Raw genomic sequence first — 26,626 nt, forward strand, 5'->3', positions numbered from 1 at the left:
CATGGGACACGTGACGGAGGAACAGACATGAGTGACCGATACCGAATTCTCGTGGTTGAAGACGAAGAAGACATCGCCGAATTCCTGGCGATGGAATTTGAGTACGAGGGATACGCTGTGACCACGGCGCTCGACGGCCGCGAGGGATTGAAGCTGGCGCTGGAGAAGTCGTGGGATATTATTTTGTTGGATGTCATGCTGCCACACATGAGCGGCATGGAAGTGTGTCGGCGGATTCGCGCCGTCAGCCAGGTACCCATCATCATGTTGACGGCTCGAGGCAGTGTGCCGGATCGGGTGGCGGGTCTGGATGCGGGTGCAGACGATTACTTGCAGAAACCGTTCGCCATTGAAGAATTGTTGGCGCGCATCCGAGTTTTGTTGCGCCGGAGCCATGGGCCCGCGCACGAAAGCCCACTGCTGACCTGCGCGGATTTGTCCCTGAATCCGGCCACGCGAGAGGTGGAACGTCAAGGGAAATCGATTCACCTGACCGCCCGGGAGTTCGACCTACTCGAGACGTTCATGCGCCATCCCAATCAGGTGTTGACACGGGACCAGTTGCTGGAACAGGTGTGGGGATATGATTACAGTGGGGAGACCAATATTGTGGATGTTTACGTGAGATATGTCCGGCAAAAAATCGATGTGCCGTTTGACTTCCCGCTCATCCACACCGTGCGGGGCGTTGGCTACATCCTCAAGGGGTCTGGCGGCCAGTGAAACTGAAAATTGCTGTGCTCGCCGCATCGGTTCTGTTCTGCATCCTGGTTGCACTCGGCGGCTTCATCTACTTCACCGTGTACACGCGCGTGACGTCCATCCAAAACAACGAACTTGCCAACACGGCGCAAAGCATCGGACAGTATTATTCTGCCCATGCGCAGGCCGTCCAGGATCCGAGCGCAAGCCAACACCTCTACCGGTGGCTGGCCCAGTACAGCCGACATGACCAAGACGTCGTTCTGTTTGACAGCCAGGGCAACGTGGTGGCCGCCGTGGGGCGGGACAACCTCCCCGCAGTCGTCGCCCGCTTCCGGCCGGTGGCGAGTCAGGAGCAGAAGACGTTCGCGTTGGACAGCAACCAACAGGTCACCTACACGGTCATCCCGGTGATGAACGAATCCGGAGCGAAACGCATCGGCTGGGTGGTGTTGGCCTCTGATGCGAGCGCCATTCAGGAGTACATGGAGTCTCTGCTCACCGTGCTTGCGGTGGGATGTCTCGGCGCCGTCGTGCTGGCGGGGTTCGGCGGGTACCTGATTGCTGCGGCCGCACTGCGCCCCATGCATCAACTCATTGAGGTGGTGGAAGGCATTGAAGCGAACCGCCTGAGCACACGGGTTCCCCATATCAATAGCCGAGACGAGGTGGGACGGCTCGCGGCGACGTTCAACAACATGCTCGGGCGCATTGAACGCTCGTTCGCCCAGCAGCGTCGATTTGTGGCGGACGCGTCCCACGAAATTCGAACGCCTCTCACCACCATCCTCGGTTACACAAACCTCCTGCGACGGTGGGGCAAGACGCGCCCAGATGTCCTCGAGCGCGGAATTCATGTGATTGCCAAGGAATCGAATCGCCTTCTACGGTTGTCCGACGACCTGCTCCTGCTGGCGGGATTAGAAGCGACCACGACGCAGTTGGTATCGGAACAACGAGCGGAGGTTGACTCCATCGCAGCGGACGTGGTCGAACAACTGAGTGTCGTGTACCCGGACGTCGCTGTGGACATGAGTCTGGCGGCTGATGCGGAGGTGCGCATGACTCCGGAACATCTGCGGCAGGTGCTGACGAACGTGATGGCGAACGCGCTCAAGTACACCGAAGCCGGCGGACAGGTCACGGTCCAGACGGAGCGGACGCATCTAGACCGGGTTCTTATCACCGTTGCCGATACCGGCATGGGCATCCCTGCAGAAGATCTCCCTCATGTCTTCGAACGTTTCTATCGCGCGGACAAATCCAGAGAGCGCAAACGGGGGGGCAGCGGACTCGGGTTGGCCATCGTCAAGGAACTGGTCGACCATTACGACGGATCCATTCAGATGGAGAGCCAGGTCGGCGCGGGGACTGTCGTTCGCATTGAACTGCCGCTGGCCGAGGCTGCCGCATCCGCTGCGGGGCGCCCGTCCCCCCCATGAAATGGGGGGATGCGCGGTAAAAACCCCCGTATTCGGGGGATTCACGTCGGCAGGACCGGACACTACACTCGAGATAAGGGTGATACGGATAGGCCGAAGGCGGTCCACTTCACGGTGGGAGAGTGCGTATCCATGCGAACCATGCAAACTGTGACGGAAAAAGGGTTGGATCACTCCATTTTGCCGATGCGGCTGTACCACAAAGCGAAGAAACTCGGAATTTGGGATCCGAGGGATATCGACTTCACAAAGGATGCGGAGGACTGGGCAGGGTTCAGCGACATTCAGCGGGCCATCCTTTTGCGCCTGTGCAGTTTGTTTCAGGCGGGGGAAGAGGCGGTCACGCGAGATCTGTTGCCGCTGATTCGGGCCATTTCTCTTGAAGGAAGACTGGAAGAAGAGATGTATTTGGCGACCTTTCTGTGGGAAGAAGCCAAGCACACGGAAGTCTTTCGCCGATTCTTGGATGAGGTGGCCTGTGAGAAGAACGACCTCACGGCCATGCATGGCCCCAACTACCGGGCCATTTTCGACACCCAGTTGCCCGCGTCGATGGAGCGCCTCATCCACGACCCATCTCCGGCTGCGCAGGCGGAAGCCTCGGTAACCTACAACATGGTCGTCGAAGGCGTGTTGGCGGAAACCGGGTACTACGCGTTCTACAACATGCTGCAGGCGAACGGAAAGATGCCTGGCCTGCTGCGGGCCATCGGCTATTTGAAAAAGGACGAATCACGTCACATCGGCTACGGAACCTACCTGTTGTCAAGGCTTATCAGTGAACAAGACGAGATTTGGCAAGTTGTTCAACGCCGGATTCAGCAACTGATGCCGTACGCCGTTGGCGTGGTATCCGAACTGTTTGAAGTCCTCAACCAACAGTTGGACGCCGTCGCGGCAGCCGGTGAAGAGCTCTTCGAACTGGACCAGCAGGACTTCATGAACTATGCCATGAAACAGTTCCAATCGCGTATGAATGTATTGGAGCGCGCCCGCGGAAAATCGGTGGATGAGATCTACCATGTCAGCGAAGCAACGGTCGGGGTGCTCGATTGACACATTGTCACTGCGATCCTGCCGTTCACCCCATCCGGTACGAACGCCGAATTCCAAACTCGGCGATTCGATACATCGCATGAATCATGGACCCATTCAGAGAGGAGCATGGCAATGGCGAGCACGAAAGAGATTTTCGACAAGATTCGCGAAACGTTGTCGGCAGATCCAGGCGCCGCGGGCGGCCTGGAGGCGGTGTATCAGTTCAACCTCAGCGGAGAGGACGGCGCTGTATACCAAATCATTCTGAAAGCTGACTCGGCGGACGTAGCGGAAGGCACCCCGGCGCCAGCCGATTGTACGCTGGAATTGACCGCGGACGATTTCAAAGCCCTGGTGGAGGGCCGCCTGAACGGCATGAACGCCTTCATGAGCGGACAACTTCGCGTCCTTGGGGATATCGGCCTGGCCATGCGCCTGGAACAGGTGCTGAGTGCCTACGCACAATAATCCGCGCTATATCCTCGACTCATCATTGGCCGCACCTGACGACGGGTGCGGCCGTATTGTTGGGCGTGATGCTCAAACGGCGAACGACAGGAGGGAGCATTGTGAATATGGTTCAGCTGTTGGAACACAATCTCCAAACATACGGTGAGTACGTCCATCTGATCTACGAGGGACAATCGTTTACGAATATCCACCACGACCGAGTGTCATCCCAATGGGCACATGCTTTGCTCAACCTGGGTGTGTCCCGGGGCGATCACGTGCTGCTCATGCTGCCCAATATTCCTGAGGTTTTCTGGGCTTACAGCGCCGTGGTCAAGACGGGAGCCGTCGTCATCCCGGTGATGCCGCTGTTGCAGGTGGACGAAGTGCGGCATATTGTCCAGGATGCGCATCCCGTGGCCGTGTTGACCTCGGTGCTGTTGGCCGACAAGGTGTCCCAGGCGGTTGCAGCGTCCGGTGACATGGCACAGGTGCTGTTGGTGGATGACGAGGAACCTGCTGGCCTCCCTGGGCTATCCTCCCGTTGTTCCACCGAACGCCCCGAATTGTTCGTCGAGGACGACGCGGTGGCCGTCATCCTTTATACCTCTGGCACCACGGGCCGTCCCAAAGGCGTCGAGCTGACGCATCGAAATCTGTACAGCAATGCGCGGGCAGCGGCCACACTGGCGGAGAAATACAAGTTGAACGCGCCGCAGCGCACTGGCCTGTTCGTATTGCCGTTGTCGCACGCCTTTGGCTTCACCATGATGAATACTTCGATTGTGCTCGGAGAGCGAAACGTCCTGTTGCCCCACTTTCAGCCCCAACGGGTTTTGGAAGCCATCCAAACCTATCGGGTAACTCATTTCTCCGGTGTTCCCACGATGTTTCGTTCGATGTTGGCGTATCCAGACGCAGATAGATATGACGTGTCGTCTCTGACGCTTTGCATTTCTGGATCAGCGCCCATGCATGCTTCGGAAATCACGGCATTTCAGGACAAATTTGGCGCGACCATCTACCAGGGTTACGGCCTGTCCGAAGCAGCGCCCATCGTTACAGCCCCCCATTTCGACAAACCGCACAAACCGGAATCCGTGGGGCTGCCGCTGCCCGGTGTCGAAGTCCGAATTGTGGATGAGACAGATACTCCGGTCCCAACCGGAAAGGTGGGGGAACTGGTGGTGCGCGGGCCGAATGTCAGCCCTGGTTACCACCGCCTTCCTGAAGCGACGAGGCAGGTTTTCAAAGATGGCTGGCTGCACACGGGCGACATGGCCAAAGTCGACGACGAAGGTTATGTGTACATTGTGGATCGGAAAAGGGACGTGATCATCCGGGGCGGTTTCAACATCTACCCGCGAGACGTGGAGTTCCTGTTGAACCAACACGATGGCGTGAGTGAGTCGGCCGTCATCGGGGTACCCGCAGAACCAATGGGCGAAGAGGTCGTGGCGTTTGTTGTCAAGACGCGGCATCCGGACGTCACGGCCGAAGAACTGTTGGCGTATTGTCGGGCGCACCTGGCGAAATATAAAACCCCGCGGGAAATTCGCTTCGTAAGTTATCTGCCGAAAAACTTGCTGGGCAAGGTCGACAAGAAGCAGTTGCGTCAACAAATCTCTGTCACGTCCATCTAGATACAAGGACGCACCCTGCCAGCATGGAGTTCTATGAGTTCCACCACCTTCGCCGTTCGCGTTGCTGTCGAATGACGCGGACGGCGACGCCAGTCGCCAATTTTCGCGAATTCATGGTACAAGCTCCACAAAAAATCGTGTACACTACAAAAGAAGCGGCAACGTGCGCATTCCGTACGGATAATTTCTTCATCGAAAGGACTATCACACATGGATTGGAAGACACTCCGCGTACCCGCGACACTCACGGCCGTTGTAGCCTGCTTGGCCACGGGCATCAATCTGTGGTGGATGCCAGCCCATTCCGCAACGCCCTCTGCCGATACGGCGCAAGCCACGCCACTCTCCAGCGGGGCTTACGATACATCCGTCTATCATGCGGCGTTGGTCCAAGGTACGTCGGCAACCACGTTCGACAACTGGATGCAACCAGGACAGCTCTCCATGGAGACTCAGTTGCTGGGTCTGCGTCCTGCCAAGGCGCCCTCTCTGCCGCCTTCACAACGAATTCCGTATGATACACCGGTCGGCCGCGGTTTCGACTGGTCCGCGCCAACTGGGGGACCGTACCCTGACATCCGGAACGACCACAATCTTTGGATTGACGCCTCGCTGTCGCAGCAACGCATTCGGATTATGAATGGAAATCGAGTGATCTACACCATGATCACTTCCTCCGGTTTGGACGGTCCCAACACCTACACACCGACCGGAACCTATTACATACAAAACCGAGGTACATGGTTCTATGAACCACGGTTTCACGAAGGGGCCGAGTATTGGGTGTCGTGGAAAGGCTGGGGCCAGTATCTGTTTCACACGGTGCCCATGGACGCCAATCACCATATCTTGCCGACGGACGCTGCTCGGCTGGGCGTCAAAGATTCCCATGGGTGTTTCCACCTGACCATCGCAGACGCCAAGTGGATTTATGACAATATCCCAACAGGCACCAAAGTTGTCATCCATCTTTAATGCATCCATTCAACGAAATCGTATACAATGTGATGATAGATTCATATGCAGTGGGTTCGTATGGTCTCCGGCGAACACCGCTGCATTTCGTTGAATGGAAGAGGTGGACCGTTGGTGACCACACCGTTGGAGTCGAATGTTGTCGTCGCCCCAACGCGGCCAATTCGGCGACGAGTGACGAAAATTCTTAAGCGCTCTGCGCTTGTTTTGCTCTGCCTGATGTATGTTGTGGTGTCAACTGCCGGTTTGGCCCTGTATGGGCCCTTCGACAATATTCGGCGAACCATCATCGGCGCAGTCTTGACGAGTTCACACCCGTGGGTGATTCGGCCGTTTTTTTCTGCGGCAACGCTGAAGAAATATTCACCGGTATCCATCGATAAGATGTCCACCGGTTCGATGAATGTCAATGACTACTCGAACATTCACAACAACCAAATCGAAGTGATCCCGATTCAATCCGACAAGTACACGGGTTGTCTGCTCGTGATTCACGATCCAAAGCGGGTCCACGTCGCCGTGACTCAGCATTTGGGCAACATCGGCGAGACGGTCTCGCAGATGGTCAAGGATGCTCACGCCATTGCCGGGATTAACGGCGGCGGTTTCTTCGACGGACAGGGGCATGGAACGGGCGGAGAACCGATGGGCCTGACCTTTTCGCGGGGAAAATATATTGCCGGAAACAAGAGCGGTGCCCAGCCCGTTATCGGCATCACCCGGACGGGGGCACTGATTGTTGGCAAATATACCTATCAGGAATTGCAGAAACTGGGCGTGCAAGAGGCGGTGTCGTACGGCCCCGAACTGGTTCGCGACGGTAAGCCGTATTTGAGCTCGAGCGACGGTAGTTGGGGAATCGCACCGCGCAGTGCCATTGGTCAACGCAAAGATGGCTCCATCCTGTTGCTCGCGCTATCTGGACGCGGACACGGCGGCATCGGCGCGAGCCTGATGGACTGTCAGGACGTCATGCTCGAGTACGGCGCTGAAATCGCAGCGAATTTGGACGGTGGATACAGTTCCGAACTGTACTACAACGGTCAATTCTTGGTCGCACCCTCCAATCCTCTGGGCGAACGGTATGTGGCCACCAGTTTCGTTGTTGACGGGGAGGGGAAGGCGTGACCAAACATCGCAAGCGCCGTCGCACCCATGCACGTCCGCGCCGTCGTTGGAAGTGGACGATGGTCGCGACCGCGTTCGTCCTGCTGACCGGAGCGCAATTCATGGCACTGCACCGATTGGATCAGTATCTCGGGCCGTCGAACACACCGCCTCCGGAGGATACATCATCGAAACCGCAGCCGCCGAAACAGGCGCCCCCGGCTCCAGCGGACGCGGTGCTTTCGAAATACAGTTCGGACAAACAGTACATGGCATATACAACGGCGGACCACCAATTGATTGTTGAGGACGCCAGCGGCACGCTGAACCAGATTCCCGTCGAAGGCCAGGTCACCTACATGGAGTGGCTGGGATCATCGGGAACCCTGCTGTATTTCGTTCAGGGCACCTATCTGACCGCCTACCTGTTGCAGGCGGCCGCCGAAAAACCGGTCATGATTCAGCAGTGGTACGGGGGATACAGAACGGTGGTGGCGACGTACTTCTCACCGTATCTGGAATATTTGTACATGGAGTTGCAAAACGGCCAAATCGACGAAGTATACAAATATGACGCCGTGTATGGAGTCATCGCCTTGCCTCTGCCACAGGTGCGCATACGGGATATTCAATACGATGACAAATCTGACATCATGACCCTTCACGATACTGCAGGCAACGTGTGGACGTATAAAAATGACAAACTGTATCTGAATGGCGGCTTGTACCAAGCAGTGACCACAACACGCACCTCCAGTGCTCGTCGCTAGGATGCCCTCCTCAGCGAGGGGCTTTTTTTTTGCCCGTACCCCCGCTTTCGATGCGTTAAGCCCCCTCACGCAATTCTAATGATCTCTCAGGGAAGCTTAAAGATCTGAGGCCTACACTGACAGGCGTATGAGTCGTTTCGCCCACCACCACGCAGGACGAATCGCCTGATTAACAACAACAGTATGATTGAAGGAGACTTTCGGATGAATCATTGGCTCACGTTTGGAATGTCGAATTATCAGACCTCAGGATTCTCCGATACCTCTCGGCATATGACACACGCGTTCGCCGGACGCCGTCACTATGTGGAGCCGCCGAAACCCATCACCGCCTGGAAACGCCTCGATGGACACGTGGTTCGTTGGGATTATGAATCCATCGAAGATGTGAATCGATTGATTCCGCCGTTGCCCATCCCAAGTCGCCTGGACAAGTTTGGCGTGGGCGCCGCGCTGCAAGCGAAACAGTTGGACAGAGTGCTCTCTACCATCATTGGCACGGCGTGGCGAGAGAACACTGTCGCCTACGTTACCAATTGGACGCCTCAATTTCAGCCTTTGATTGAAAAACTGGCACCGAAGTTCCTGGTGTTTGACATCGTGGACGACGTGCTGTCATTTCCATACCGAATGAACAAGGAACGGACAGAGGCTGCCTGGAGCAAATTGGCCGCGCAGGCAAACCTGGTGGTCGCGGTGTCCGAGACACTGCAACAGGACGCCATTCGTCGGTGGCAACGACCGGTGCAGGTCTTGTCGAACGCCGTCGACGCCGACCATTTCTCTACGCCCTCCCGCAACGTACCAAAGGGGGTTCAGCATTCACCGGTGCCGCGCGTCGGATTCGCCGGCTCCATCAACCACTGGTTGGACTATGAACTGATTTTGCACATGGTCCGCGCACACCGGGGGGTCTGCTGGTATTTCGCGGGCCGCCGCGGGCATTTTGGCGACGTTGCGACCCAGCGAGCGCACGACGCAGTGTTCGCCGAACCGAACGTCCATTATGTGGGCGAACTTTCGTATCATGAACTGCCTGGCTTTCTGCATGCGATGGACGTGCTGTGGCTGCCCCGAAAGGCCAATCGGGCCAGCGCGGCGTCCAGCCCCCTGAAACTCTTTGAATATCTGGCCGTGGGTAAGCCCATTGTCGCGTTGGGCGTCCCGGTGCCAAAGGATGTGGAGCGACTCATCTACCATGTGGAACATCCAACGCTGGAAAACTTCGAGGACTGCTTCCAACACGCCATGGCGGAGTACAAAGGGGAGAGCCCCTCGCTCTGGGAGTCCCGGCGCCATGCCGCCGGTCAACGAACGTGGAAACAGCGGGTGGAAGCCGTGATCGACGCCCTGATGACCTGACCCGGCGTGGGGTAAGGGCAGGCGGGAGAGTTCCTCTGCCCCCCCTTGCCAATCCCAACTACATCCTCTATCATAAAGCCAAATGGGAAAGCTTGTTTTCCCATGTTCGGTGATCAGAACCGTTGATGCACTCAGCGTCCGGGGAGGTCACCGCATAACGGAATATCGCGGAAAAGGTGTTCTTCGCACTGGATGTACGGAATCACGAGCATGGGAGGCTCTGGTCCGTCGCCGGTGCGCAAGAACTGAAAAGGGAAACCGGTGAAAATCCGGTGCGGTCCCGCCACTGTGAAGGGGAACAGCCATTGTACGCCACTGAGCCCGACGGCTTGGGAAGGCCATGGCGCGTGATGAACCTGAGCCAGGAGACCTGCCTTTTCTGAAACACCACTGACACATCGTCTGCGGGAGCGGCCGCTGTGTCTGGAACCTACGGTCGATAGGGAGGTGTTTGTGGCGGCTTCTTGTCGTTTACAGGCACTCTCGTCTTCGAGAGTGCCTTTTTTGACGAGTTCCGTTCCGAACCCTTCCTCCTGACTGACACAAGGAGGAATGTACATGAGCGAAGTGACGTTGCTGATTGGTCATGGCAGTCGTGATGCCGAAGGGAACTCTGAATTCTTGCAGTTCGCAGACAACGTCCGCCAGCAGTTGCCCCAACAACAGGTGGAAGCGTGTTTCCTCGAATGGTCCGAACCCTCCATTCCAAGTGCACTGGACCGCTGTGTGAAGATGGGAGCAGAGCGAATTGTCGCAATCCCCGTCATCCTGTTGGCGGCATCCCACGTGAAACAGGAAATTCCCGACATTCTCAGCGAAGCGCAAAGCGCCCATCCAAATCTGCGGATTATGTACAGCCAGCCGCTCGGCCTCCACGACAACGTTTTTCAGTTGCTGCAACAGCGTCTGCAGGAACACTTGCAAACGCTGTCCCCGCACAACTTATCGGAGACAGCCGTTGTTCTCATGGGGCGAGGAAGCAGCGATCCGGAGGCAAACAGTGAGTTATATAAACTCGGCCGCAAACTCTGGGAGCAGTTCCCTCTCCGGACTGTCGAAATGTGCTTCACCGGGATTACGGAGCCGCGGGTACCGGAAGGGATTGAACGCGCCATCCGGCTCGGCGCAAAGCGCGTGATCGTGCTGCCGTTCTTTCTGTTCACTGGCGTACTCATCAAACGCGTGCAGCACCTGTTGACGGACATTCAATCGCGGAATCCCGGCATTGAATTGTCAATGGCCCCCTACTTTGGCAACCATCCTCTGTTGGTTGACACCGTCATCGCGCGTCACCGAGAGGCGGTGTCGGGAGACGCGCTGGCCGCTTTTGGCCCACAGACTGGCCGTGATCTCGCCGCAGCGGGCGGGGCGGTGTGAGTCAATGAGGGGACGGGTATTTCTCATCGGCGCCGGGCCCGGTCACAAAGGTCTGTTGACCCTCCGCGCCATCGAGTGTCTCGAGCTGGCGGAAGTGGTGTTGTACGACCGCCTGGTTTCACCCGAGGTTCTGGCGTGTATTCCCGAAACCGCCGAACGAATCGACGTCGGTAAATCCGCCCGCCATCACCGCATGGAGCAAACGGAGATTATCCAGCGCCTGATTCAGCATGCGGAGGCTGGCCGCACGGTGGCTCGTCTCAAAGGGGGCGATCCGTTCGTGTTCGGCCGCGGCTCGGAGGAAGCGCAAGCTCTCGCCGAACGCGGAATTCCCTTCGAAATTGTGCCAGGCGTCAGCTCGGCGATCGCGGGCCCCGCGTTGGCGGGCATTCCCCTGACACATCGGGGGATTTCCACCGGGTTTCACGTCGTGACGGGACATGAATGCCTGGATTCCGCGGGAACGCCATGGCCGCTCCTGGCGGCCTCCAATTTGACCCTGGTCATTCTAATGGGCTTGGGTCGACTGGAAACCATCGTGGAACAACTGATTCGCCACGGACGGTCGGCGACAACGCCTGCGGCCGTCATCCAGGAGGCCACAACCCCGCGTCAGCGCGTGGTGGCAGGCACGCTGTCAGACATCGCCGAGCGCGTCAGGGCTGCGGCGATAGAGCCACCGGCACTGATTGTGGTGGGGCAGGTCGTAGCCATTCGAGACCAGCTGGGTGGGCTCGTCGAAGCGGTGGGGACGCCGCAGGTCACATCAAGGATGGGGGGCGATGGATGGTGATGGGATGCATCTACGTGGTCGGCTTTGGACCGGGGAGTGTGGAGCATATCACCGCGCGGGCCCGCGAGGCCATCGCGGAAAGCAGCGCCGTGATTGGCTACAACACGTACGTCGACTTGTTGGCTTCGCTCGTCGCGGACAAGGAAATTGTCCGGACCGGGATGACAGAGGAAGTCAGTCGCGCGCAGCGCGCGGTCGACCTGGCGATGGGCGGCCGCACCGTGGCTGTGATTTCAAGCGGCGACGCGGGGCTGTACGGTATGGCGGGATTGGTATACGAGGTGTTGATGGAACACGGGTGGCAACCAGGGGACAACCCGACGGTGGAGGTCATTCCCGGCATCTCCGCCATTCACTCGTGTGCAGCGCTGCTCGGCGCGCCCATCATGCACGACGCTTGCACCATTAGCCTGTCAGACCACCTGACGCCCTGGTCGGTGATTGAGCAGAGACTGGAGGCCGCCGCCGCGGCGGATTTTGTGATAGCCCTGTACAACCCGCGAAGCGGCCGCCGTACGCGGCAGATTGTCGAGGCGCAGCGCATTCTGCTCAAATATCGTCGGCCGGATACGCCGGTGGGACTGGTCAAGAGCGCGTATCGCAGCCGCCAGCAGGTGGTGCGCACCACACTGTCCGATATGCTCAACCACGAGATCGGTATGCTGACAACTGTCATCATCGGGAATCAATCCACGTTCTATTACGGGGACCTGATGATCACCCCACGGGGGTATCAACGCAAGTACACGCTCGGCGAAGCGACCCAGCGCCTGCGCCCGAAAGATCGGCTGAAACCCGAGAACGAACCGTGGGCCCTGCCGCAGGCCCCTCGGCAAACCGATACGCATCCAGGGCATCACGCTGGAAGCGGAACTACGGCGCCGAATACACCGCGAGCCTGGGCTGAGGCGGCACTGGCCCAGCTCGAACGTCGCGCGGATCCGAAACCGGCATTGTCGGGCACGCCGCCTGCAGAAGCAGTTTCTGCCATCCCCGTCGCTCATTCATGGCCCAACGCGCAAACTCAGATTCTCGAGGTGGCCGTCAGTCCAGGGGTGGCGAACAAGAAGTTTCTTCCGAGTCAACTGCTGGTGCTTGCGGACTTGGCCGGATCGACCGGTGAGATTGAATACACCACCGCGCACCAGCTGATTCTGCGCGTGGCAACCGACGACCCGGAGCACGTTGTCTCGCAGCTGCAGGAGGCTGGGTTGACCGTTCTGCCGACAGGCGACGTGGTCAAAGTCAAGGCCTGCGACTTTTGCGACGGAGAAAAAGCGGATGGCATTCCCTACGCGGAGACCATCGCGAGACGCCTGGCGGGTCTGTCCGTGGAAAAGGAACTGCGCATCGGGTACAACGGGTGCGCCATGTCCTGCTACGGGGCGGTGACGGAGGACATTGGCCTCGTCTTTCGCAAAGGCAAGTTCGATCTGTTCCTCGGCGGCAAGACCACCGGGCGTAACGCGGGGCCGGGGCAGCGCGTGGCCGAGGGCATTCCCGCGGAAGAGATGCCGGACTTGTTGGAGCGGATTGTCCAGCGGTACCGCCAGGAGGCCTTTCCCGGCGAACGATTTCACAAGTTTTTTGCGCGTGTGGGTGAGATTGAGGGTTTCTCCCACACGTCGCAGCCACAGACCATCGCCGTGGACAGTCCCTGCGGCTCGTGACCGGAAAGGAGGTGCACCCCATGATTTTTCTGTTGGCCGGAACCAGTGACGCGCGAGCGCTGGCGCAGGTCATTCAACACGCCGGGTATCCGGTGCAGGCAAGTGTCGTCACAGAGCATGCCGCGGTCGCGCTGCGAACGGCTGGCATTCCGACGCGGGTTGGGAGACTGGACGTCCAAGGCATGGCGGACGCCATGTTCCAGGCCGGCGCCCAGGTGGTTGTGGACGCCAGCCATCCGTTTGCGGAAGAGGCCCACCGAACCGCGATGGCCGCAGCAGAAACCCTCGGCATTCCGTACATCCGGTTTGAACGAACCGGCAACGATGGGCAGCAGGGAGTGCTGTGGGTGGACAGCTATGAGGACGCGGCCAACGTGGCTGCGGAGAAAGGGGGAAGCATCCTGCTGACGACCGGTGGCAAGACGCTGCCCGTGTTCGCGAAACGCCTGTTGAACCAGCCCAACCTCCGGCTCGTCATCCGCCTGCTGCCCCGCGTCGACAACTTGCAGATGTGCGCCGAACTGGGCATTCCGCAGGAGAATATCGTCGCCATGCAAGGGCCGTTCTCGTATGAACTGAACCGTGCGCTGTATGCGCACTTCCGGACGACCCTGATGATTACGAAAGACAGCGGAGAGCCCGGTGCCGTGGATGAAAAGGTCCAGGCCGCGCTCGATGCAGGCGTGGAGGTGGTGGTCATTCGCCGCCCCAAGCTCGACTACGGAATCTGCCATTTCTCCGTGGACGCCGTGATGGCCGAACTCGCCAACCATCTTCCGTTGCCAAAACCGCTCATGGAAGAGAAAGGAGACGGAAATCATGTCGCAGTTTCGACCCGCAACCACCCAGCCTCAGGCGATTGAGGACCGGAGCTTTCAGATCATCGCCGAAGAACTCGGACCGCATCCCTTCACGACAGAGCAGTTTCCCGTGGTGCAGCGGGTGATCCACGCGTCCGCGGACTTCGAGCTGGGCCGCAGTCTGGTGTTTCATCCCGATGCGGTCGCCGCAGGAATCACCGCCATCCAATCCGGCAAACAGATTGTCGCCGACGTGCAGATGGTGCAGGCGGGCATCAACAAGTCGAGGTTGGCAAAGTACGGATCGGACGTGCACGTGTTCATTTCCGACGAGGACGTTATCGCAGCGGCCCGTCAGGAGAACACCACGCGGGCGATTGTCGCCATGCGCAAAGCGTGCGCGCTGTACCCGGACGCCATTTTCGCCATCGGCAACGCGCCCACCGCGCTGCTCGAGCTGGTGCGGTTGGTCCAAACCGGACGGGCGCAGCCCAGTCTGATTGTGGGCGTCCCCGTCGGGTTTGTCTCCGCCGCCGAGTCCAAAGATCTGCTGGCGGCGGTGGACATACCGTTCATCACCAACCGCGGCCGCAAGGGAGGCAGCCCCGTCGCCGTGTCCATCGTCAATGCGCTGTGCCTGCTCGCCGACCGAGAAGGCAGGTGAGCGGGCGTGTCGGAAATGCTGGATGTGCCGGCTGGGCCGCTGCGCCACGGATATACCACAGGCGCCTGCGCCACCGCCTGTGCGAAGGGAGCGCTGCTCTCTCTCATTCAACAACGGGCCGTGCGGGAAGCCACCATCTGGATTCCCGCCGGCCGGTGGGTGACGTTCGCCCTGCACGACGTCACCTACACCAAGAACACCGCCGCAGCCGCGACCATCAAGGACGGCGGGGACGATCCGGATGCCACCCACGGCGCCACCATCGTGGCAACGGTGTCCTGGTTCTCGGAACCAGGCGTAACGATTGACGGCGGTATTGGCGTGGGGCGCGTGACCAAGCCGGGCCTGCCCATCCCGGTCGGCATGGCGGCCATCAATCCGGTGCCGAGGCAGATGATTCAGAGCACCGTGGAGGAGGTGCTCGCGGCGTACGGCATCGAGCGCGGCGTGCGCGTGGTGATCTCCGTCCCGGACGGCGAGGAGATTGCCAAAAAGACCATGAATGGGCGGCTCGGCATCGTGGGGGGTATCTCCATTCTCGGAACGCGAGGCATCGTGGTGCCGTTTTCCACATCCTCGTACAAAGCCAGCATCGCCTACGCCGTGAATGTGGCTCGGGAACAGGGGGTGCGCTCGGTGGTTCTGACAACGGGCGGACGCAGCGAGAAATTCGCCATGCAGATGTACCCCGACCTGCCTCTGGAGGCGTTCATCGAAATGGGGGATTTTGTGGGCTTCGCCGCGAAGCAGGCGAAGCGGGCCGGCATGCGGGAAATCCGTTTCGTCGGCATGTTGGGTAAGTTTTCGAAAGTTGCTGCAGGTATCATGATGGTCCATGCCAAACGTGCTGCGGTGGATTTTGCGCTGCTCGCAGAACTGGCCAGAGAGGTCGGCGTGCCCGACGACTTGGCGGATCAAATCCGGACGGCGAACACCGCCAATCAGGTGGGAGACTGGCTGCTCGAGTGGGGCTACCCGGAATTTTTTCGCGTGTTGGCCAAGCGCTGTTGTGAACAGGTGGCCTCGCACATCGGCGGCGGACTCCGCATCGATACCTGTTTAACCACACTCGGCGGAGAGGTGTTGGGCAGTGCAGACTACAACCCGTAATCGACTTCTCGTGATTGGCATTGGCGACGACGGCGAGCAGAGCCTGTTGCCGCGGGTGCGCGAAAAACTCAACGACGCGGACATTCTGTACGGCAGCGAACGCCAGTTGGCGCTCGTCTCCGCAGAGACGTTCGCGGGGGAGCGCCGGGTGCTTCCGCGCCCGCTGCAGAAGTTCCTTTGCGACATCAATCAGCTCAATGAAGCGTGCTCCGTGGCCGTGCTGGCCAGCGGTGATCCGTTGTTCTATGGCATCGGTTCCACGTTGATTCGCGCGTTGGGCCGCGACCGAGTGGAGGTGTGGCCCGCGCTCAGTTCCGTTCAACTGGCGTTCGCGCGGGCTGGGGAGGCTTGGCAGCAGGCGCGGCTGCTCAGCGTTCACGGCCGCCCGCTCACAGGATTGGCCCAGCGCGTTCACGGCGCTAAATCCGTCGCCCTGTTGACCGACGGCATCCATACGCCGAATGCCATCGCCAAGTATTTGCTCCATTTTGAGATGACCGAGTACGACATGTTCGTCGCGGAGCGCCTCGGAAGCCCAGAGGAAACCTGCGCGTGGTACAGTCTGGCCGAAGCTGCCGACGCCGTGTTCGATCCGCTCAATGTGGTCATTCTGAGTCGGCGCGCGGATGCCAGCGCCCCATCGTTTCACCTCGGCGTGGACGATGCAAAATTCGCGCAGCGCAAACCGGACAGGGGACTCATCACCAAGCGAGAGGTTCGCATCGTGAGTCTGTCCGAATTGCGTCTGCGGGCGGGCGATGTCCTGTGGGACATCGGCGCCTGCACGGGCAGCGTCGGGATTGAGGCGATTCTCCAGCAACCTGAGGTGGAGGTTTACGCGGTCGAGAAAAACGCCGAGGACCTCGAAAATCTGCGCGTCAATCAAATCACGTTCCGCACCGACTTTGTCGCCGTTCACGCCAAGGCGCCCGCCGGCCTCGACCAGTTTCCCGATCCGGACGCGGTCTTCATCGGAGGCAGCGGCGGTGAACTGAGGGAACTGCTCCACCTGTGTGCAACGCGGTTGAAGCCAGGTGGACGCATTGTGGTCAACGCGGCCACCTTGGAAACTCTGGCGACCGCCCATCAGACCCTGTTGGAGCTTGGATTCGCCGTGTCCGTCACAATGCTCCAAACCGCGCGCAGCAAACCCATTCTCCAGTTCACCCGACTGGAGGGCATGAATCCCGTGTACCTGGTCTCGGCCATGCGGAAGGAAGCGGGGGATGGCGCGTGACCTCAACCTGCGGAACCCTCTACGGCATCGGCGTGGGCCCGGGAGACCCTGAATTGATCACGGTGAAAGCGTACCGGTTGCTGCAGACCTGTCCGGTCATCGCCTACCCGAGAAAGCGCAGCGGCAGCCGCAGCTACGCCGCCGACATTGTGGAGCAGTACGTCGACCGCCAGACCAAGACGATGCTTGGACTCGTGTTTCCGATGACGCGCGACGAGACAGTGTTGGAACAGTACTGGAACACCACCGTTCAGTCGCTCTGGGAGCATTTGCGGCAGGGGCGGGACGTGGCCTTTGTCACTGAAGGGGATCCACTGCTCTACAGTACGTTCATTCACGTCTTGCGGCAGATGCAAGCGCAGCATCCGGAAGTACCGGTTGTCTCGGTACCTGGTGTGTCTTCCGTCAACGCGGCGGCCAACCGCCTGGGGCTGCCCCTCGCAGACGGCGATGAATGGGTGGCCATCGTGCCGGCAACCGATGATCGGGACGCGATGCGGGACGCCCTGCTGCGCAACGACTGCGTGGTGTTCTTGAAGGTGGCGAAAGTGCTGTCCACCATCCTTCAGCTCTTGGAAGAATTGGACATGGTGGATGGCGCGTTTGTGTGCAGCCATGTCACCTCCGCCCGCGAACGGATCTGGCGCAACGTCCGCGAGGTCGCCCAGGCGGAATTACCCTACTTAACCTTGATGGTGGTGAAGCGATGACAGACGCAGCAAAAGTATATCTGGTGGGCGCCGGCCCCGGCAGCCCAGATCTGATCACGGTGCGCGGACTCCGATTGCTCCAGCGGGCGGATGTGGTGGTCTACACCGACAGCCTGGTCTCCGAAGAACTCGTCGCCGAGGCCAATCCCGCAGCCGTCGTGCATCGAAGCGCCGGCATGATCCTCGAAGACATCATCGATGTGATGGCCGACGCAGTGACTGCGGGTAAGGTGGTGGTGCGGCTGCACACGGGCGATCCGGCCGTGTTCGGCGCAACCCTGGAGCAGATGGTCAGACTTCGGCAACGCGGCATCCCCTACGAGATTGTCCCCGGTGTCAGTTCGGTCTTTGCGGCGGCGGCCATCCTCGAAGCGGAGCTCACCGTTCCGGAGTTGACCCAGACGGTCATCCTCACGCGGATGGGCGGGCGAACGCCCGTACCCGAGCGGGAGCAGTTGCGCGACTTGGCGGCGCATCACACGACCATTGCGCTGTATCTCAGCGCGACGTTGGCCAAGCGAGCGGTGGACGAACTGTACGCCGCAGGCTGGGCGCCCGACACACCGGCGGCCGTCGTCCAGAAAGCAACCTGGCCGGATGAGAAAGTGGTGCGAACCACCCTCCGCGACCTGGTGCGCGCAATGGGCGACGCACACATTACGAGCCACGCCATGATTCTCGTGGGTTGGGCGCTCCATCCAGCGTTGCGGGACAATCCGGCCCACCGGTCAAAGTTGTACGACGCCTCCTTCACCCACCGATTCCGGCGGGGGGTGTCGCGATAATGCGAGATGCCACAGCGGCTGTGGTCGCCATCACCAAACACGGAACGGCCATCGCCCGGCGACTCCAGGATGCCCTGCCGGACGTGGACGTGTACTATCCAGCAAAATTCGCGGCCGGAGACGAACGGGAACGCGGTATCCATCTGTTTGAAGGGTCGGTGGTGAACCACGTCCCGGAACTGTTCCGTCAGTACCGGGGTCTGGTCGGGATCTTCTCGCTCGGCGCCATGGTTCGTCTGATTGCACCCCTGTTGCGCGACAAGAAGTCCGATCCGGCCGTGGTCGTGGTCGATGATCGCGCGGAACACGCCATCAGCGTGCTGTCCGGACACCTCGGCGGAGCCAACCGGCTCACGCAGCGGGTCGCCTCCGCACTCGGCGCAAAGCCGGTCATCACCACCGCGTCCGACGTGAATCGGACGTTGGCGGTGGATTTGTTGGGGCAAGCGCATGGCTGGGTCATTGAAAACTTTGATCAGGTCACGACGGTCAGCGCGGCGGTGGTCAACGAAGAGCGCGTGCACATCATTCAGGAGGCGGGCGAGACGGATTGGTGGCCGTACGAGAACCCTCTCCCGCCGCATTTGCGCGTGTTTTCCTCGCTGTCCGAAGCACGGCAAACGCCGAGAGACGCAGCGTTGCTCATCACGCCGCGCCTGCTCGCGGCTGAGGAGTCTGCGGAGTGGCTGCAGCGCGGTGTCCTGTATCGGCCGAAGGTGCTCGTGCTCGGCATCGGCTGCAACCGCGGAACGGACGTCGAAGAACTGGACCAGGTGATCCGGGACACGCTCCTGGCCCATCGATTGTCCATTCTCAGCGTGCGAAACGTGGCGACCATTGACTTGAAAGCGAACGAAGCCGGGTTGTTGGCGCTGTGCGAACGGTACGGTTGGCCGCTCGTGACCTATCGCGCGGAACAGTTGAACACCGTGCCGCTGCCGCACCCGTCGGAAACGGTGTATCGCTACGTCGGCGCCTACGGAGTGTGTGAACCCGCAGCGCGGTTGTCAGCCGGAGCCGATGACTGGCTGGTGGAAAAAGTCCGCCGGGGAAACGTCACCTTGTCCATCTGCCAGGTGCCGTTTCTCGATGAGCGGCGCAAAGGAGCACAGCCAAGATGATGAAACCGAGATTGATGATTGCCGGTACCCACAGCGGTGCGGGAAAGACCACGGTGACCCTCGGCCTGATGGCCGCCCTGCGCCGGCGCGGGTACCAGGTGCAGGGATTCAAGGTGGGGCCGGACTACATCGACCCGAGCTACCATACGGCCATCACCGGCAGACCGTCGCGAAATCTGGATCCGTGGATGATGGGCGAGGCAGCGGTCCGCGAGGTGTTTCACCGCGGCAGCGACGACTGCGATATTGCCGTTGTGGAAGGGGTCATGGGGTTGTTCGACGGCCGCGATCCGCGTTCGGACGAAGGCAGCGCGGCCCACGTCAGCCGGCTGCTCGATATCCCGGTGATACTGGTCATGGACGCGGCGAGCATGGCGCGCAGCGCGGCTGCCGTGGTGCTCGGCTTTCAACAGATGCAGCCGACGGTGCCGTTGGCTGGGGTGATTCCCAACCGCGTGGGTGGGCAGCGGCACTACGAACTGGTGGAGACAGCCATCTCGTCGGTCAGTTCGGTCCCTGTGTTTGGCTACCTCACCACACACCCGGAGCTGCAGCTGCCGGAACGCCACCTCGGCCTCATTCCCGCCCTGGAGCGCGGTGAATTGGAGGACCTGTTTACCGCGTTGGCCGCGGTTGTGGAGGAAACGATAGACGTCGATGGCTTGCTCGCAGCCGCCCGTCGCGCCCCCGCTCTTGCGCCGGTGGATCCGGTATTGTTTCGACCGCCTGCGGAACGGCCGCAGGTCACCGTGGCCATCGCGCGCGACCACGCGTTCAACTTCTACTACCCGGAAAATTTGGAGTTGCTCGCCTGGCACGGAGCGGAGTTGGTCGAATTTCGTCCACTGGCCGGGGAGTGCATTCCGGATGGCGCCGACGGCGTCTACTTCGGCGGGGGGTTTCCGGAAGAGTTCGCGGACCAGTTGAGCCAACATAACGCGCTGCGGGCGCAGCTTCAGCGGCTTGCTGCCGACGGCATGCCCATTTACGGGGAGTGCGGAGGTTTCATGTATCTCACGGCTTCGCTCACGGACAGGCACGGCCAAAGCCATCCGATGGCCAACCTGCTGCCCGCCAGCGTGCGGATGCAGCATCGTCTGCAGGCGCTCGGCTATCGCGAAGTCACCGCGCTGACCGACAATCTGTTGTTGGCGGCTGGAGAACAAGCGCGCGGACACGAGTTTCACTATTCCACCGCGACCATGGATGCGCCGAACGCATGGCCCTACGCCTATCACAGCCAGGGGCTGCGCGGCAGCGGGCGCGAGGGGTACGCCAGGGACAACATCCTGGCCGGATACACGCATTTGCACTTTGCATCGAATCCCAACCTCGCCCCGCGGTTTGTTGCAGCCTGTGCTGCGTACCGTGCCCGGCGACAGTCGGATGGAAAGGAGTGGCCTGGATGCGAATGAGACACCCATCGCGCGGACTGGTGGGGGGTGTCGTCCTGCTGCAGGTGTTGACCGTCGCCGGGTTGTTCATCCTGTGGGAACACGCACCTTCCCTGCTCGCCGTGGGGATGGTGGCCTACACGTTCGGTCTGCGCCACGCGGTGGATGCGGATCATATTGCAGCCATCGACAACACCACGCGAAAGCTGGTGGGCGAAGGGAAACGCCCGTTCTCCATTGGACTATACTTTTCTTTGGGCCACTCGTCGGTCGTGTTTGTGCTCACCCTGCTCACCGCGGTATCGGTTCAAGCGTTCGCGGCCGCAGGGGCGGCCGCCGAGCGAATTGGGTACATTGGAACCATCATCTCGGGACTCTATCTGTGTCTGGTCGGAGCCGCGAACGTGGGTCCGTTTTGGCAGTCGGTCCGCGCCTTGCTGCGCGGCGCCGGTACGGAAGGGATGGGGGCATCCGGTCGAGGAGGACTGTGGTCGAAAGCGTTTGACCGGGTCCTCCGGTCGATTCCCGATGGACCGCACATGTTTTGGGTGGGGCTTTTGTTCGGGCTCGGGTTTGAAACCGCGACCGAGATTGCACTGCTCGCCATCTCTGCTTCCTCCGCCGCTCGCGGTGTGCCCATCTGGCAGGTGATGGTTCTGCCGCTGGCGTTCGCCGCGGGCATGAGCCTGGTGGATGCCGCCGACGGCGTGTTGATGACCATGACGTACGAATGGGCTCAGGCCAGCCGGCGGACACAGCACGTCTACAACGCCATTGTCACGGGGTTGTCCGTGATGGCCGCGTTTGGCGTGGGCACCGTGGAATGGCTGCAGGTGGCGGTGAACGGGCGGACTACGGGGGTGCCCTGGTTGGATGGATTGTTGCGCATCCCGTTCGGCTGGCTGGGGGCGGGCATTGTCGCCGTCTTCGCCGTTCTGTTTCTCTACCTGGCTTGGCAGAGAAGAGTCGACCCATCTCCGGAATCATGACGAACAAGCGAACGAGTGTGAAGGAGAGGACTGCGATGGCATCCAGTGTCATGGTGATGGGCACCGCTTCCAATGTGGGCAAGAGCATTCTCTGCACCGCTCTTTGCCGCATTCTCCACGAGGATGGGTACAGCGTGGCGCCGTTCAAGGCGCAGAATATGTCCCTCAACTCTGCGGCCACGCCGAGCGGGCGGGAGATTGGACGCGCGCAGGCGGTCCAGGCGGAGGCCTGCGGGATTTTGCCGAATGAGCACATGAACCCCGTGCTGTTGAAGCCAACCGGCCGCCATCAGACGCAGGTGGTGGTGCAGGGGAGAGTGTATAAAACCACCTCGGCCAGGGACTATTTGGAGAACCGATTGGATGACGTATGGGAGGCGGTGGTGGACAGCTACCGCTTCCTGGCGGACAGATACGAATGGATTGTCATTGAAGGCGCTGGCAGCCCGGTCGAAATGAACCTCAAGCCGAGAGACATCGCCAACGTCCGCACGGCGGAGTTGGCCGACGCGCACGTGCTGTTGGTGGCGGACATCGACCGCGGCGGCGTGTTCGCCTCCATCGTGGGTACGCTGCAGCTGCTCGAGCCAAGCGAACGCGCCCGCGTCAAGGGCATCATCATCAACAAATTTCGCGGAGACCGTTCCCTGTTTACCGACGGGATTCGCTGGATTGAGTCCTACACCGGCGTCCCCGTGCTTGGGGTGCTGCCCTTTCTGCCCGACTTGAACATCGAAGCGGAGGATTCCGTCGCATTGGAGGAAGCGCGGTATCGACTGCCGGCAGCGGATGGCGCCGTGCGTGTGGCTGTGATTCAACTGCCGCACATGGCCAATTTCACCGATTTCGATCCGCTCTTCCTGACCCCCGGCGTGACCGTCCGTTTCGTGCAAACTCCAGCAGAGCTCGAGGACGTTCACGCGATCATCCTTCCCGGCAGCAAGGACACGCTGATGGATGGCCTGTGGCTCCAGGAAACCGGCTTGTCCGCAGCGCTCGCTGAACGGCGGGCCGCTGGCTGCCACATTGTCGGGATTTGCGGTGGATTTCAGCTGCTTGGTCAACGGATTCTCGATCCGGACCACTGGGAAGGGCCCATCGACGAAGTGGCGGGGTTGGGGTGGCTGCCCGTGGTGACCACCATGACCGGAAGCAAACGCACCATGCCCGTCACCGGGCGGGTGTTGGGACCGCTCGGCCCCATGCCGGTGGAAGGCTACGAAATCCATATGGGGCGGACGGAACGGCTCGCCGGAGGGAGTCCGTTTGCACAAGTCCAGTCCCCGGATGGAGACGGTGCGTGGTTTGATGGCGCCGTGAGCGATGACGGGCGCGTGATGGGCACTTACCTGCACGGCATCTTCCATAACGATCAGTTTCGACGGCGGTGGTTGACCGCCATCTGCCATCAGTTTGGTTTGCAGGTCCCCGCAGCGCCGGATACCTCGTTTTCGGAGATGAAGTCCGCCGCCCTGCGTCGCCTCTCGTCGGCGGTCCGAGCACATCTGGATATGCCCCGTTTGTATGGGATCCTTGGGTATGCCCCGAAACGGGGGACACCCGCAGAAACGGGAGGTCCGGCGTTGTCATGAACATTACGTTTATCCGACACGGAGAAAGCGAGTGGAACCAACTGGGCAGGATTCAAGGGAATTTGGATATCCCGCTGTCCCATCGCGGACGCCGCCGGGTGGATGAGGTGGCGGGGGCGCTGTGGCGGCCAGCCATTCAGGTGATTTGGACGAGCCCGCTCGCGCGGGCACAGGAAACCGCCCGCCGCATCGCCGCGCAGTGGCAACGTCGAGGATGGCGCGGCAGCCTTCGGATACAACCAGATTTGCGAGAACGATGTTACGGCGTGTTCCAAGGACAGGTGCTGCAGAACTCAGGCGTACAGGACGAGGCGAGCATCATGGGGCCCGGCGTGGAGCCGTGGGCGGATGTCATGGTGCGGGTGGAACGCGCGCTGGGCGACATCTGCAGCGCACCGGGAGACGCACTCGTGGTGGTGCACGGCGGCTGGCTGAAGGCGTTGTTTGCCCGACTTGGCAAAGAGGAGGAGACGCGCGGCGCGGATGTGCCCAACCTGTGGCCGTGGACCGTGCCGCGCCAACAATTGTTTCCGACGCACACAGGAGGGATGGATTAAGTGGACCGGAAAGAAATGACGGACACGGTGGACAGCGGGGAATGGGCCGCCCATCGAGCGCGGGAGAGACTGGACAACCTCACGAAACCATTGGGAAGCCTGGGAGATTTGGAATCGTTGATCACGCGCCTGGCCGCCATTACCACCACGCCCATTCCTCGCCTGCAACGGCCTGTGTGTCTGGTGTTCGCTGCCGATCACGGCGTGGTTCTGGAAGGCGTATCGGCGTACGAAGGCAAGGTCACGGAAGAGATGGCGGTCAACGTGTGCATGGGCGGATCGGTCAGCAGCGTGTTTGCGCGAACGCTCGACATTCCGCTCACGCTGGTGGACGTGGGCATCCGAAGCACCGTCCGCCACCCCGCTGCCGTCGTGCGCAAGGTGGCCGCGGGCACGCGCAATTTTGTGCACGAACCGGCCATGACAGTGGATGAAGCCAAGTCGGCTGTGCAGGTTGGAGAGGACATGGCCGAACAGTGCATCGACGCGGGACACGACGTGTTGTTGCTGGGAGAACTCGGCATTGGCAACACCACGTCGGCCAGCGCGATGGCGGCCATGCTGCTCGCGTGCCCCGTCCACGAGGTGGTGGGGATGGGCAGCGGCCTCGACACAGAAGGACTGGAGCGCAAACGGCGCGTGGTGGAACGAGCCGTGGCGCGTCACCAGCCCGACGTCACCTCCCTCTGGGACGTGCTCGCCAAGGTGGGCGGCCTGGAATTGGCCGCGCTGGCCGGCGCATGTCTGGCGGCCGCGCAGAGGCGGGTGCCGGTGGTATTGGACGGGTTCATGACGGCGGTGGCGGCGCTCTGGGCGGTGCGGTACAACCCAGCTGTGGCAGAGGTTCTGGTGGCCTCCCATCAGTCGGCGGAGCCGGGACACCAACGCGTGCTCTCAGCCCTCGGATTGCAGCCCCTGCTGCAACTGAACCTGCGGCTCGGCGAGGGCAGCGGCGCATTGCTCGCATGGCCGTTGATCCGCTTGGCGTGTTCGGCCATGGCGGAGGTGGCAACCTTCGCTGACGCTCAGGTGAGCAATCCGCACGCAGCGCGCGCGTCGAAGGTTCCACCTGCCCAGCCGAATGAGCCGTCGAGGCCTGCGCCGGTCGCGAATGATTTTTCGACCATTGAACGGGACGCGGTGTACAAGGCCATCTTGGCGCGCCGGGACATCCGGGTCTTTCTTCCGGACGACATTCCACCGGACGTCCTGCGGCGCATCCTGCTTGCGGGACACCACGCGCCGTCCGTGGGATACATGCAGCCGTGGAATTTCATCGTCATCCGCAATCGCGAGGTCATTCGAAAATTGCACGCCGTGGTGGATCGGGAACGGGTGCGAGCGGCGGAAAACTACCAGGACTTGCGGCAGCAGCACTATCTGCGGCTGAAGGTGGAGGGGCTGCTGCAGGCGCCGGTCACGATTTGCGTGACCAACAACCCGGAGCGGGGCGGTCCGCACGTTCTCGGCCGAAACACAATTCCCGAGACCGATCTGATGTCCACCGCGTGCGCCATCGAAAATATGTGGCTGGCCGCGCGCGCGGAGGGCATCGCCATGGGCTGGGTGAGCATGTACGAAAAAGCCGACGTCCAGGAGATCCTGAGCATCCCTCCGCACATTGAGCCGGCCGCCCTGCTGAGTTTGGGGTACACGCCGCATTTTCCGGATATCCCCTTGTTGGAGCGGGTCGGTTGGAGCGAGCGGTTGCCCTTTTCGGAGATGGTGTTTGAGAACGAGTGGGGGAGGAAATGGCTGTGAGAATTTACACGCGTGGCGGCGACGAAGGAAAAACAGGACTGATTGGCGGAGTGCGCCGATTCAAGGACGACCTGCGGGTGGAAGCGTACGGCAGCGTGGACGAGGCGGGCGCGTTCATCGGGTTGGCCGTCAGTTATCTGGAAGCGGACGGCCACCAGGATCTCGTGGATGTCCTGTTGACCGTGCAGCAAACGCTGTGGGACGTGGGGGCGGACTTGGCCGCGGCCCGCACGGATCGCTACCAGTATCGCACGCCGGAGGACGCGGCAGCGCAGTTGGAGCCGTGGATTGACCGGTACAACCAGGAGGCGGAGGCGGTTCAGCGATTCATCCTGCGCGGCGGCACGCTGGCCGCGTCCGCCCTGCACGTGGCGTGCACTGTCGTGCGAAGGGCCGAACGGCGTACGGTTCGACTGATGCAGGTGGAATCGATTCACCCTCCGGTGCTCAGGTACCTGAACCGGTTGTCCGACCTGCTGTTCGTGTTGGCGCGCGTGGCAAACGCGCGGGCGCAGCGACGCGACGTGGAGTACGTGCACAGCGCGAACGTGTTTCGCGGCTGACCTTTGAGAGAGGA

At 60.8% G+C, this 26,626-nt stretch carries 25 protein-coding genes and 1 riboswitch; all 25 genes read left to right on the top strand.

All coding sequences use genetic code 11. The features are described from left to right. Positions 1-27: 27 nt before the first annotated feature. The 25 genes from G463_RS0107565 (at position 28) to G463_RS0107685 (ending at position 26,612) form a co-directional block, all read left to right on the top strand. Positions 28-723, top strand: coding sequence for a response regulator transcription factor (locus G463_RS0107565; RefSeq protein WP_026974686.1), 696 nt, complete (start codon positions 28-30; stop codon positions 721-723). Further along, positions 720-2,144 (top strand): sensor histidine kinase, encoded by a 1,425-nt coding sequence (locus tag G463_RS0107570; RefSeq protein WP_026974687.1) that lies wholly within the window; start codon positions 720-722, stop codon positions 2,142-2,144. Before G463_RS0107565 ends, G463_RS0107570 begins: the two co-directional genes overlap by 4 nt. Before the next feature lie 9 nt (positions 2,145-2,153). Next, positions 2,154-3,200 carry a R2-like ligand-binding oxidase gene (locus G463_RS0107575; RefSeq protein WP_084171361.1) on the top strand — a complete coding sequence of 349 codons (1,047 nt, stop codon included), beginning with the start codon at positions 2,154-2,156 and terminating at the stop codon, positions 3,198-3,200. Between the two features lie 114 nt (positions 3,201-3,314). Further along, positions 3,315-3,650, top strand: coding sequence for an SCP2 sterol-binding domain-containing protein (locus G463_RS0107580; RefSeq protein WP_026974689.1), 336 nt, complete (start codon positions 3,315-3,317; stop codon positions 3,648-3,650). A gap of 107 nt (positions 3,651-3,757) precedes the next feature. Further along, positions 3,758-5,275: a class I adenylate-forming enzyme family protein gene (locus G463_RS0107585; RefSeq protein WP_245575725.1), complete on the top strand. Its 1,518-nt coding sequence runs from the start codon at positions 3,758-3,760 to the stop codon at positions 5,273-5,275. A gap of 210 nt (positions 5,276-5,485) precedes the next feature. Then, the gene (locus G463_RS21675; RefSeq protein WP_051322058.1) at positions 5,486-6,250 is read left to right on the top strand and encodes a L,D-transpeptidase; all 765 of its coding nucleotides are present in this window, start codon (positions 5,486-5,488) and stop codon (positions 6,248-6,250) included. A 114-nt stretch (positions 6,251-6,364) separates the two neighbouring features. Then, a complete protein-coding gene (locus G463_RS0107595) occupies positions 6,365-7,378 on the top strand; it encodes a phosphodiester glycosidase family protein (RefSeq protein WP_051322059.1) in 1,014 nt (337 codons plus the stop codon). Beyond that, the gene (locus tag G463_RS0107600) at positions 7,375-8,127 is read left to right on the top strand and encodes a hypothetical protein (protein WP_026974692.1); all 753 of its coding nucleotides are present in this window, start codon (positions 7,375-7,377) and stop codon (positions 8,125-8,127) included. Before G463_RS0107595 ends, G463_RS0107600 begins: the two co-directional genes overlap by 4 nt. A gap of 204 nt (positions 8,128-8,331) precedes the next feature. Further along, positions 8,332-9,489 carry a glycosyltransferase gene (locus G463_RS0107605; RefSeq protein WP_026974693.1) on the top strand — a complete coding sequence of 386 codons (1,158 nt, stop codon included), beginning with the start codon at positions 8,332-8,334 and terminating at the stop codon, positions 9,487-9,489. Positions 9,490-9,687: 198 nt separating this feature from the next. Continuing rightward, positions 9,688-9,881, top strand: a riboswitch (cobalamin riboswitch). A 166-nt stretch (positions 9,882-10,047) separates the two neighbouring features. After that, a complete protein-coding gene (locus tag G463_RS19315) occupies positions 10,048-10,866 on the top strand; it encodes a sirohydrochlorin chelatase (protein WP_051322060.1) in 819 nt (272 codons plus the stop codon). Positions 10,867-10,870: 4 nt separating this feature from the next. Beyond that, positions 10,871-11,659 (top strand): uroporphyrinogen-III C-methyltransferase, encoded by a 789-nt coding sequence (gene cobA, locus G463_RS19320; RefSeq protein ID WP_051322061.1) that lies wholly within the window; start codon positions 10,871-10,873, stop codon positions 11,657-11,659. Continuing rightward, positions 11,653-13,329, top strand: coding sequence for a precorrin-3B C(17)-methyltransferase (gene cobJ / locus G463_RS0107620; protein WP_211227396.1), 1,677 nt, complete (start codon positions 11,653-11,655; stop codon positions 13,327-13,329). The genes cobA and cobJ overlap by 7 nt, the downstream gene beginning before the upstream one ends. A gap of 20 nt (positions 13,330-13,349) precedes the next feature. Beyond that, positions 13,350-14,192: a precorrin-6A reductase gene (cobK, locus tag G463_RS19325; RefSeq protein WP_084171365.1), complete on the top strand. Its 843-nt coding sequence runs from the start codon at positions 13,350-13,352 to the stop codon at positions 14,190-14,192. Beyond that, positions 14,149-14,793: a precorrin-8X methylmutase gene (locus G463_RS0107630; protein WP_035486207.1), complete on the top strand. Its 645-nt coding sequence runs from the start codon at positions 14,149-14,151 to the stop codon at positions 14,791-14,793. The genes cobK and G463_RS0107630 overlap by 44 nt, the downstream gene beginning before the upstream one ends. A gap of 15 nt (positions 14,794-14,808) precedes the next feature. Beyond that, positions 14,809-15,903 (top strand): cobalt-precorrin-5B (C(1))-methyltransferase, encoded by a 1,095-nt coding sequence (locus G463_RS0107635; RefSeq protein WP_035486241.1) that lies wholly within the window; start codon positions 14,809-14,811, stop codon positions 15,901-15,903. Continuing rightward, positions 15,884-17,140, top strand: coding sequence for a bifunctional cobalt-precorrin-7 (C(5))-methyltransferase/cobalt-precorrin-6B (C(15))-methyltransferase (locus tag G463_RS0107640; protein ID WP_026974697.1), 1,257 nt, complete (start codon positions 15,884-15,886; stop codon positions 17,138-17,140). The genes G463_RS0107635 and G463_RS0107640 overlap by 20 nt, the downstream gene beginning before the upstream one ends. Beyond that, positions 17,137-17,850 (top strand): precorrin-2 C(20)-methyltransferase, encoded by a 714-nt coding sequence (gene cobI, locus G463_RS0107645; protein ID WP_026974698.1) that lies wholly within the window; start codon positions 17,137-17,139, stop codon positions 17,848-17,850. Before G463_RS0107640 ends, cobI begins: the two co-directional genes overlap by 4 nt. Next, positions 17,847-18,635, top strand: coding sequence for a precorrin-4 C(11)-methyltransferase (gene cobM, locus G463_RS0107650; RefSeq protein WP_026974699.1), 789 nt, complete (start codon positions 17,847-17,849; stop codon positions 18,633-18,635). The genes cobI and cobM overlap by 4 nt, the downstream gene beginning before the upstream one ends. Further along, positions 18,635-19,756: a cobalt-precorrin 5A hydrolase gene (locus tag G463_RS19330; RefSeq protein WP_035486209.1), complete on the top strand. Its 1,122-nt coding sequence runs from the start codon at positions 18,635-18,637 to the stop codon at positions 19,754-19,756. The genes cobM and G463_RS19330 overlap by 1 nt, the downstream gene beginning before the upstream one ends. Then, the gene (locus G463_RS0107660; RefSeq protein WP_026974700.1) at positions 19,753-21,171 is read left to right on the top strand and encodes a cobyrinic acid a,c-diamide synthase CobB; all 1,419 of its coding nucleotides are present in this window, start codon (positions 19,753-19,755) and stop codon (positions 21,169-21,171) included. The genes G463_RS19330 and G463_RS0107660 overlap by 4 nt, the downstream gene beginning before the upstream one ends. Then, positions 21,162-22,139, top strand: a complete 978-nt coding sequence (locus G463_RS19335) for a HoxN/HupN/NixA family nickel/cobalt transporter (protein WP_051322062.1) — start codon at positions 21,162-21,164, stop codon at positions 22,137-22,139. The genes G463_RS0107660 and G463_RS19335 overlap by 10 nt, the downstream gene beginning before the upstream one ends. A gap of 35 nt (positions 22,140-22,174) precedes the next feature. Beyond that, positions 22,175-23,731 (top strand): cobyric acid synthase, encoded by a 1,557-nt coding sequence (locus tag G463_RS19340; RefSeq protein ID WP_035486211.1) that lies wholly within the window; start codon positions 22,175-22,177, stop codon positions 23,729-23,731. Next, positions 23,728-24,288: a histidine phosphatase family protein gene (locus G463_RS19345; protein WP_051322063.1), complete on the top strand. Its 561-nt coding sequence runs from the start codon at positions 23,728-23,730 to the stop codon at positions 24,286-24,288. Before G463_RS19340 ends, G463_RS19345 begins: the two co-directional genes overlap by 4 nt. Beyond that, the gene (cobT, locus tag G463_RS23500) at positions 24,289-26,049 is read left to right on the top strand and encodes a nicotinate-nucleotide--dimethylbenzimidazole phosphoribosyltransferase (protein ID WP_245575723.1); all 1,761 of its coding nucleotides are present in this window, start codon (positions 24,289-24,291) and stop codon (positions 26,047-26,049) included. Next, on the top strand, positions 26,040-26,612 hold the full coding sequence (locus G463_RS0107685; RefSeq protein ID WP_425387062.1) for a cob(I)yrinic acid a,c-diamide adenosyltransferase: 573 nt from the start codon (positions 26,040-26,042) through the stop codon (positions 26,610-26,612). Before cobT ends, G463_RS0107685 begins: the two co-directional genes overlap by 10 nt. The last annotated feature ends 14 nt before the right edge of the window (positions 26,613-26,626 follow it).

The sequence above is a fragment of the Alicyclobacillus contaminans DSM 17975 genome (assembly GCF_000429525.1).
Lineage (GTDB): Bacteria > Bacillota > Bacilli > Alicyclobacillales > Alicyclobacillaceae > Alicyclobacillus_A > Alicyclobacillus_A contaminans.

Coding starts and splice junctions, on each gene's coding strand:
- G463_RS0107565 (WP_026974686.1), top strand. CDS start 28: ATGAGTGACCGATACCGAATTCTCGTGGTTGAAGACGAAGAAGACATC.
- G463_RS0107575 (WP_084171361.1), top strand. CDS start 2,154: ATGCGCGGTAAAAACCCCCGTATTCGGGGGATTCACGTCGGCAGGACC.
- G463_RS0107580 (WP_026974689.1), top strand. CDS start 3,315: ATGGCGAGCACGAAAGAGATTTTCGACAAGATTCGCGAAACGTTGTCG.
- G463_RS0107585 (WP_245575725.1), top strand. CDS start 3,758: ATGGTTCAGCTGTTGGAACACAATCTCCAAACATACGGTGAGTACGTC.
- G463_RS21675 (WP_051322058.1), top strand. CDS start 5,486: ATGGATTGGAAGACACTCCGCGTACCCGCGACACTCACGGCCGTTGTA.
- G463_RS0107605 (WP_026974693.1), top strand. CDS start 8,332: ATGAATCATTGGCTCACGTTTGGAATGTCGAATTATCAGACCTCAGGA.
- G463_RS19315 (WP_051322060.1), top strand. CDS start 10,048: ATGAGCGAAGTGACGTTGCTGATTGGTCATGGCAGTCGTGATGCCGAA.
- cobA (WP_051322061.1), top strand. CDS start 10,871: ATGAGGGGACGGGTATTTCTCATCGGCGCCGGGCCCGGTCACAAAGGT.
- cobJ (WP_211227396.1), top strand. CDS start 11,653: ATGGTGATGGGATGCATCTACGTGGTCGGCTTTGGACCGGGGAGTGTG.
- cobK (WP_084171365.1), top strand. CDS start 13,350: ATGATTTTTCTGTTGGCCGGAACCAGTGACGCGCGAGCGCTGGCGCAG.
- G463_RS0107630 (WP_035486207.1), top strand. CDS start 14,149: ATGTCGCAGTTTCGACCCGCAACCACCCAGCCTCAGGCGATTGAGGAC.
- G463_RS0107635 (WP_035486241.1), top strand. CDS start 14,809: ATGCTGGATGTGCCGGCTGGGCCGCTGCGCCACGGATATACCACAGGC.
- cobM (WP_026974699.1), top strand. CDS start 17,847: ATGACAGACGCAGCAAAAGTATATCTGGTGGGCGCCGGCCCCGGCAGC.
- G463_RS19330 (WP_035486209.1), top strand. CDS start 18,635: ATGCGAGATGCCACAGCGGCTGTGGTCGCCATCACCAAACACGGAACG.
- G463_RS0107660 (WP_026974700.1), top strand. CDS start 19,753: ATGATGAAACCGAGATTGATGATTGCCGGTACCCACAGCGGTGCGGGA.
- G463_RS19335 (WP_051322062.1), top strand. CDS start 21,162: ATGCGAATGAGACACCCATCGCGCGGACTGGTGGGGGGTGTCGTCCTG.
- G463_RS19340 (WP_035486211.1), top strand. CDS start 22,175: ATGGCATCCAGTGTCATGGTGATGGGCACCGCTTCCAATGTGGGCAAG.
- G463_RS19345 (WP_051322063.1), top strand. CDS start 23,728: ATGAACATTACGTTTATCCGACACGGAGAAAGCGAGTGGAACCAACTG.
- G463_RS0107685 (WP_425387062.1), top strand. CDS start 26,040: ATGGCTGTGAGAATTTACACGCGTGGCGGCGACGAAGGAAAAACAGGA.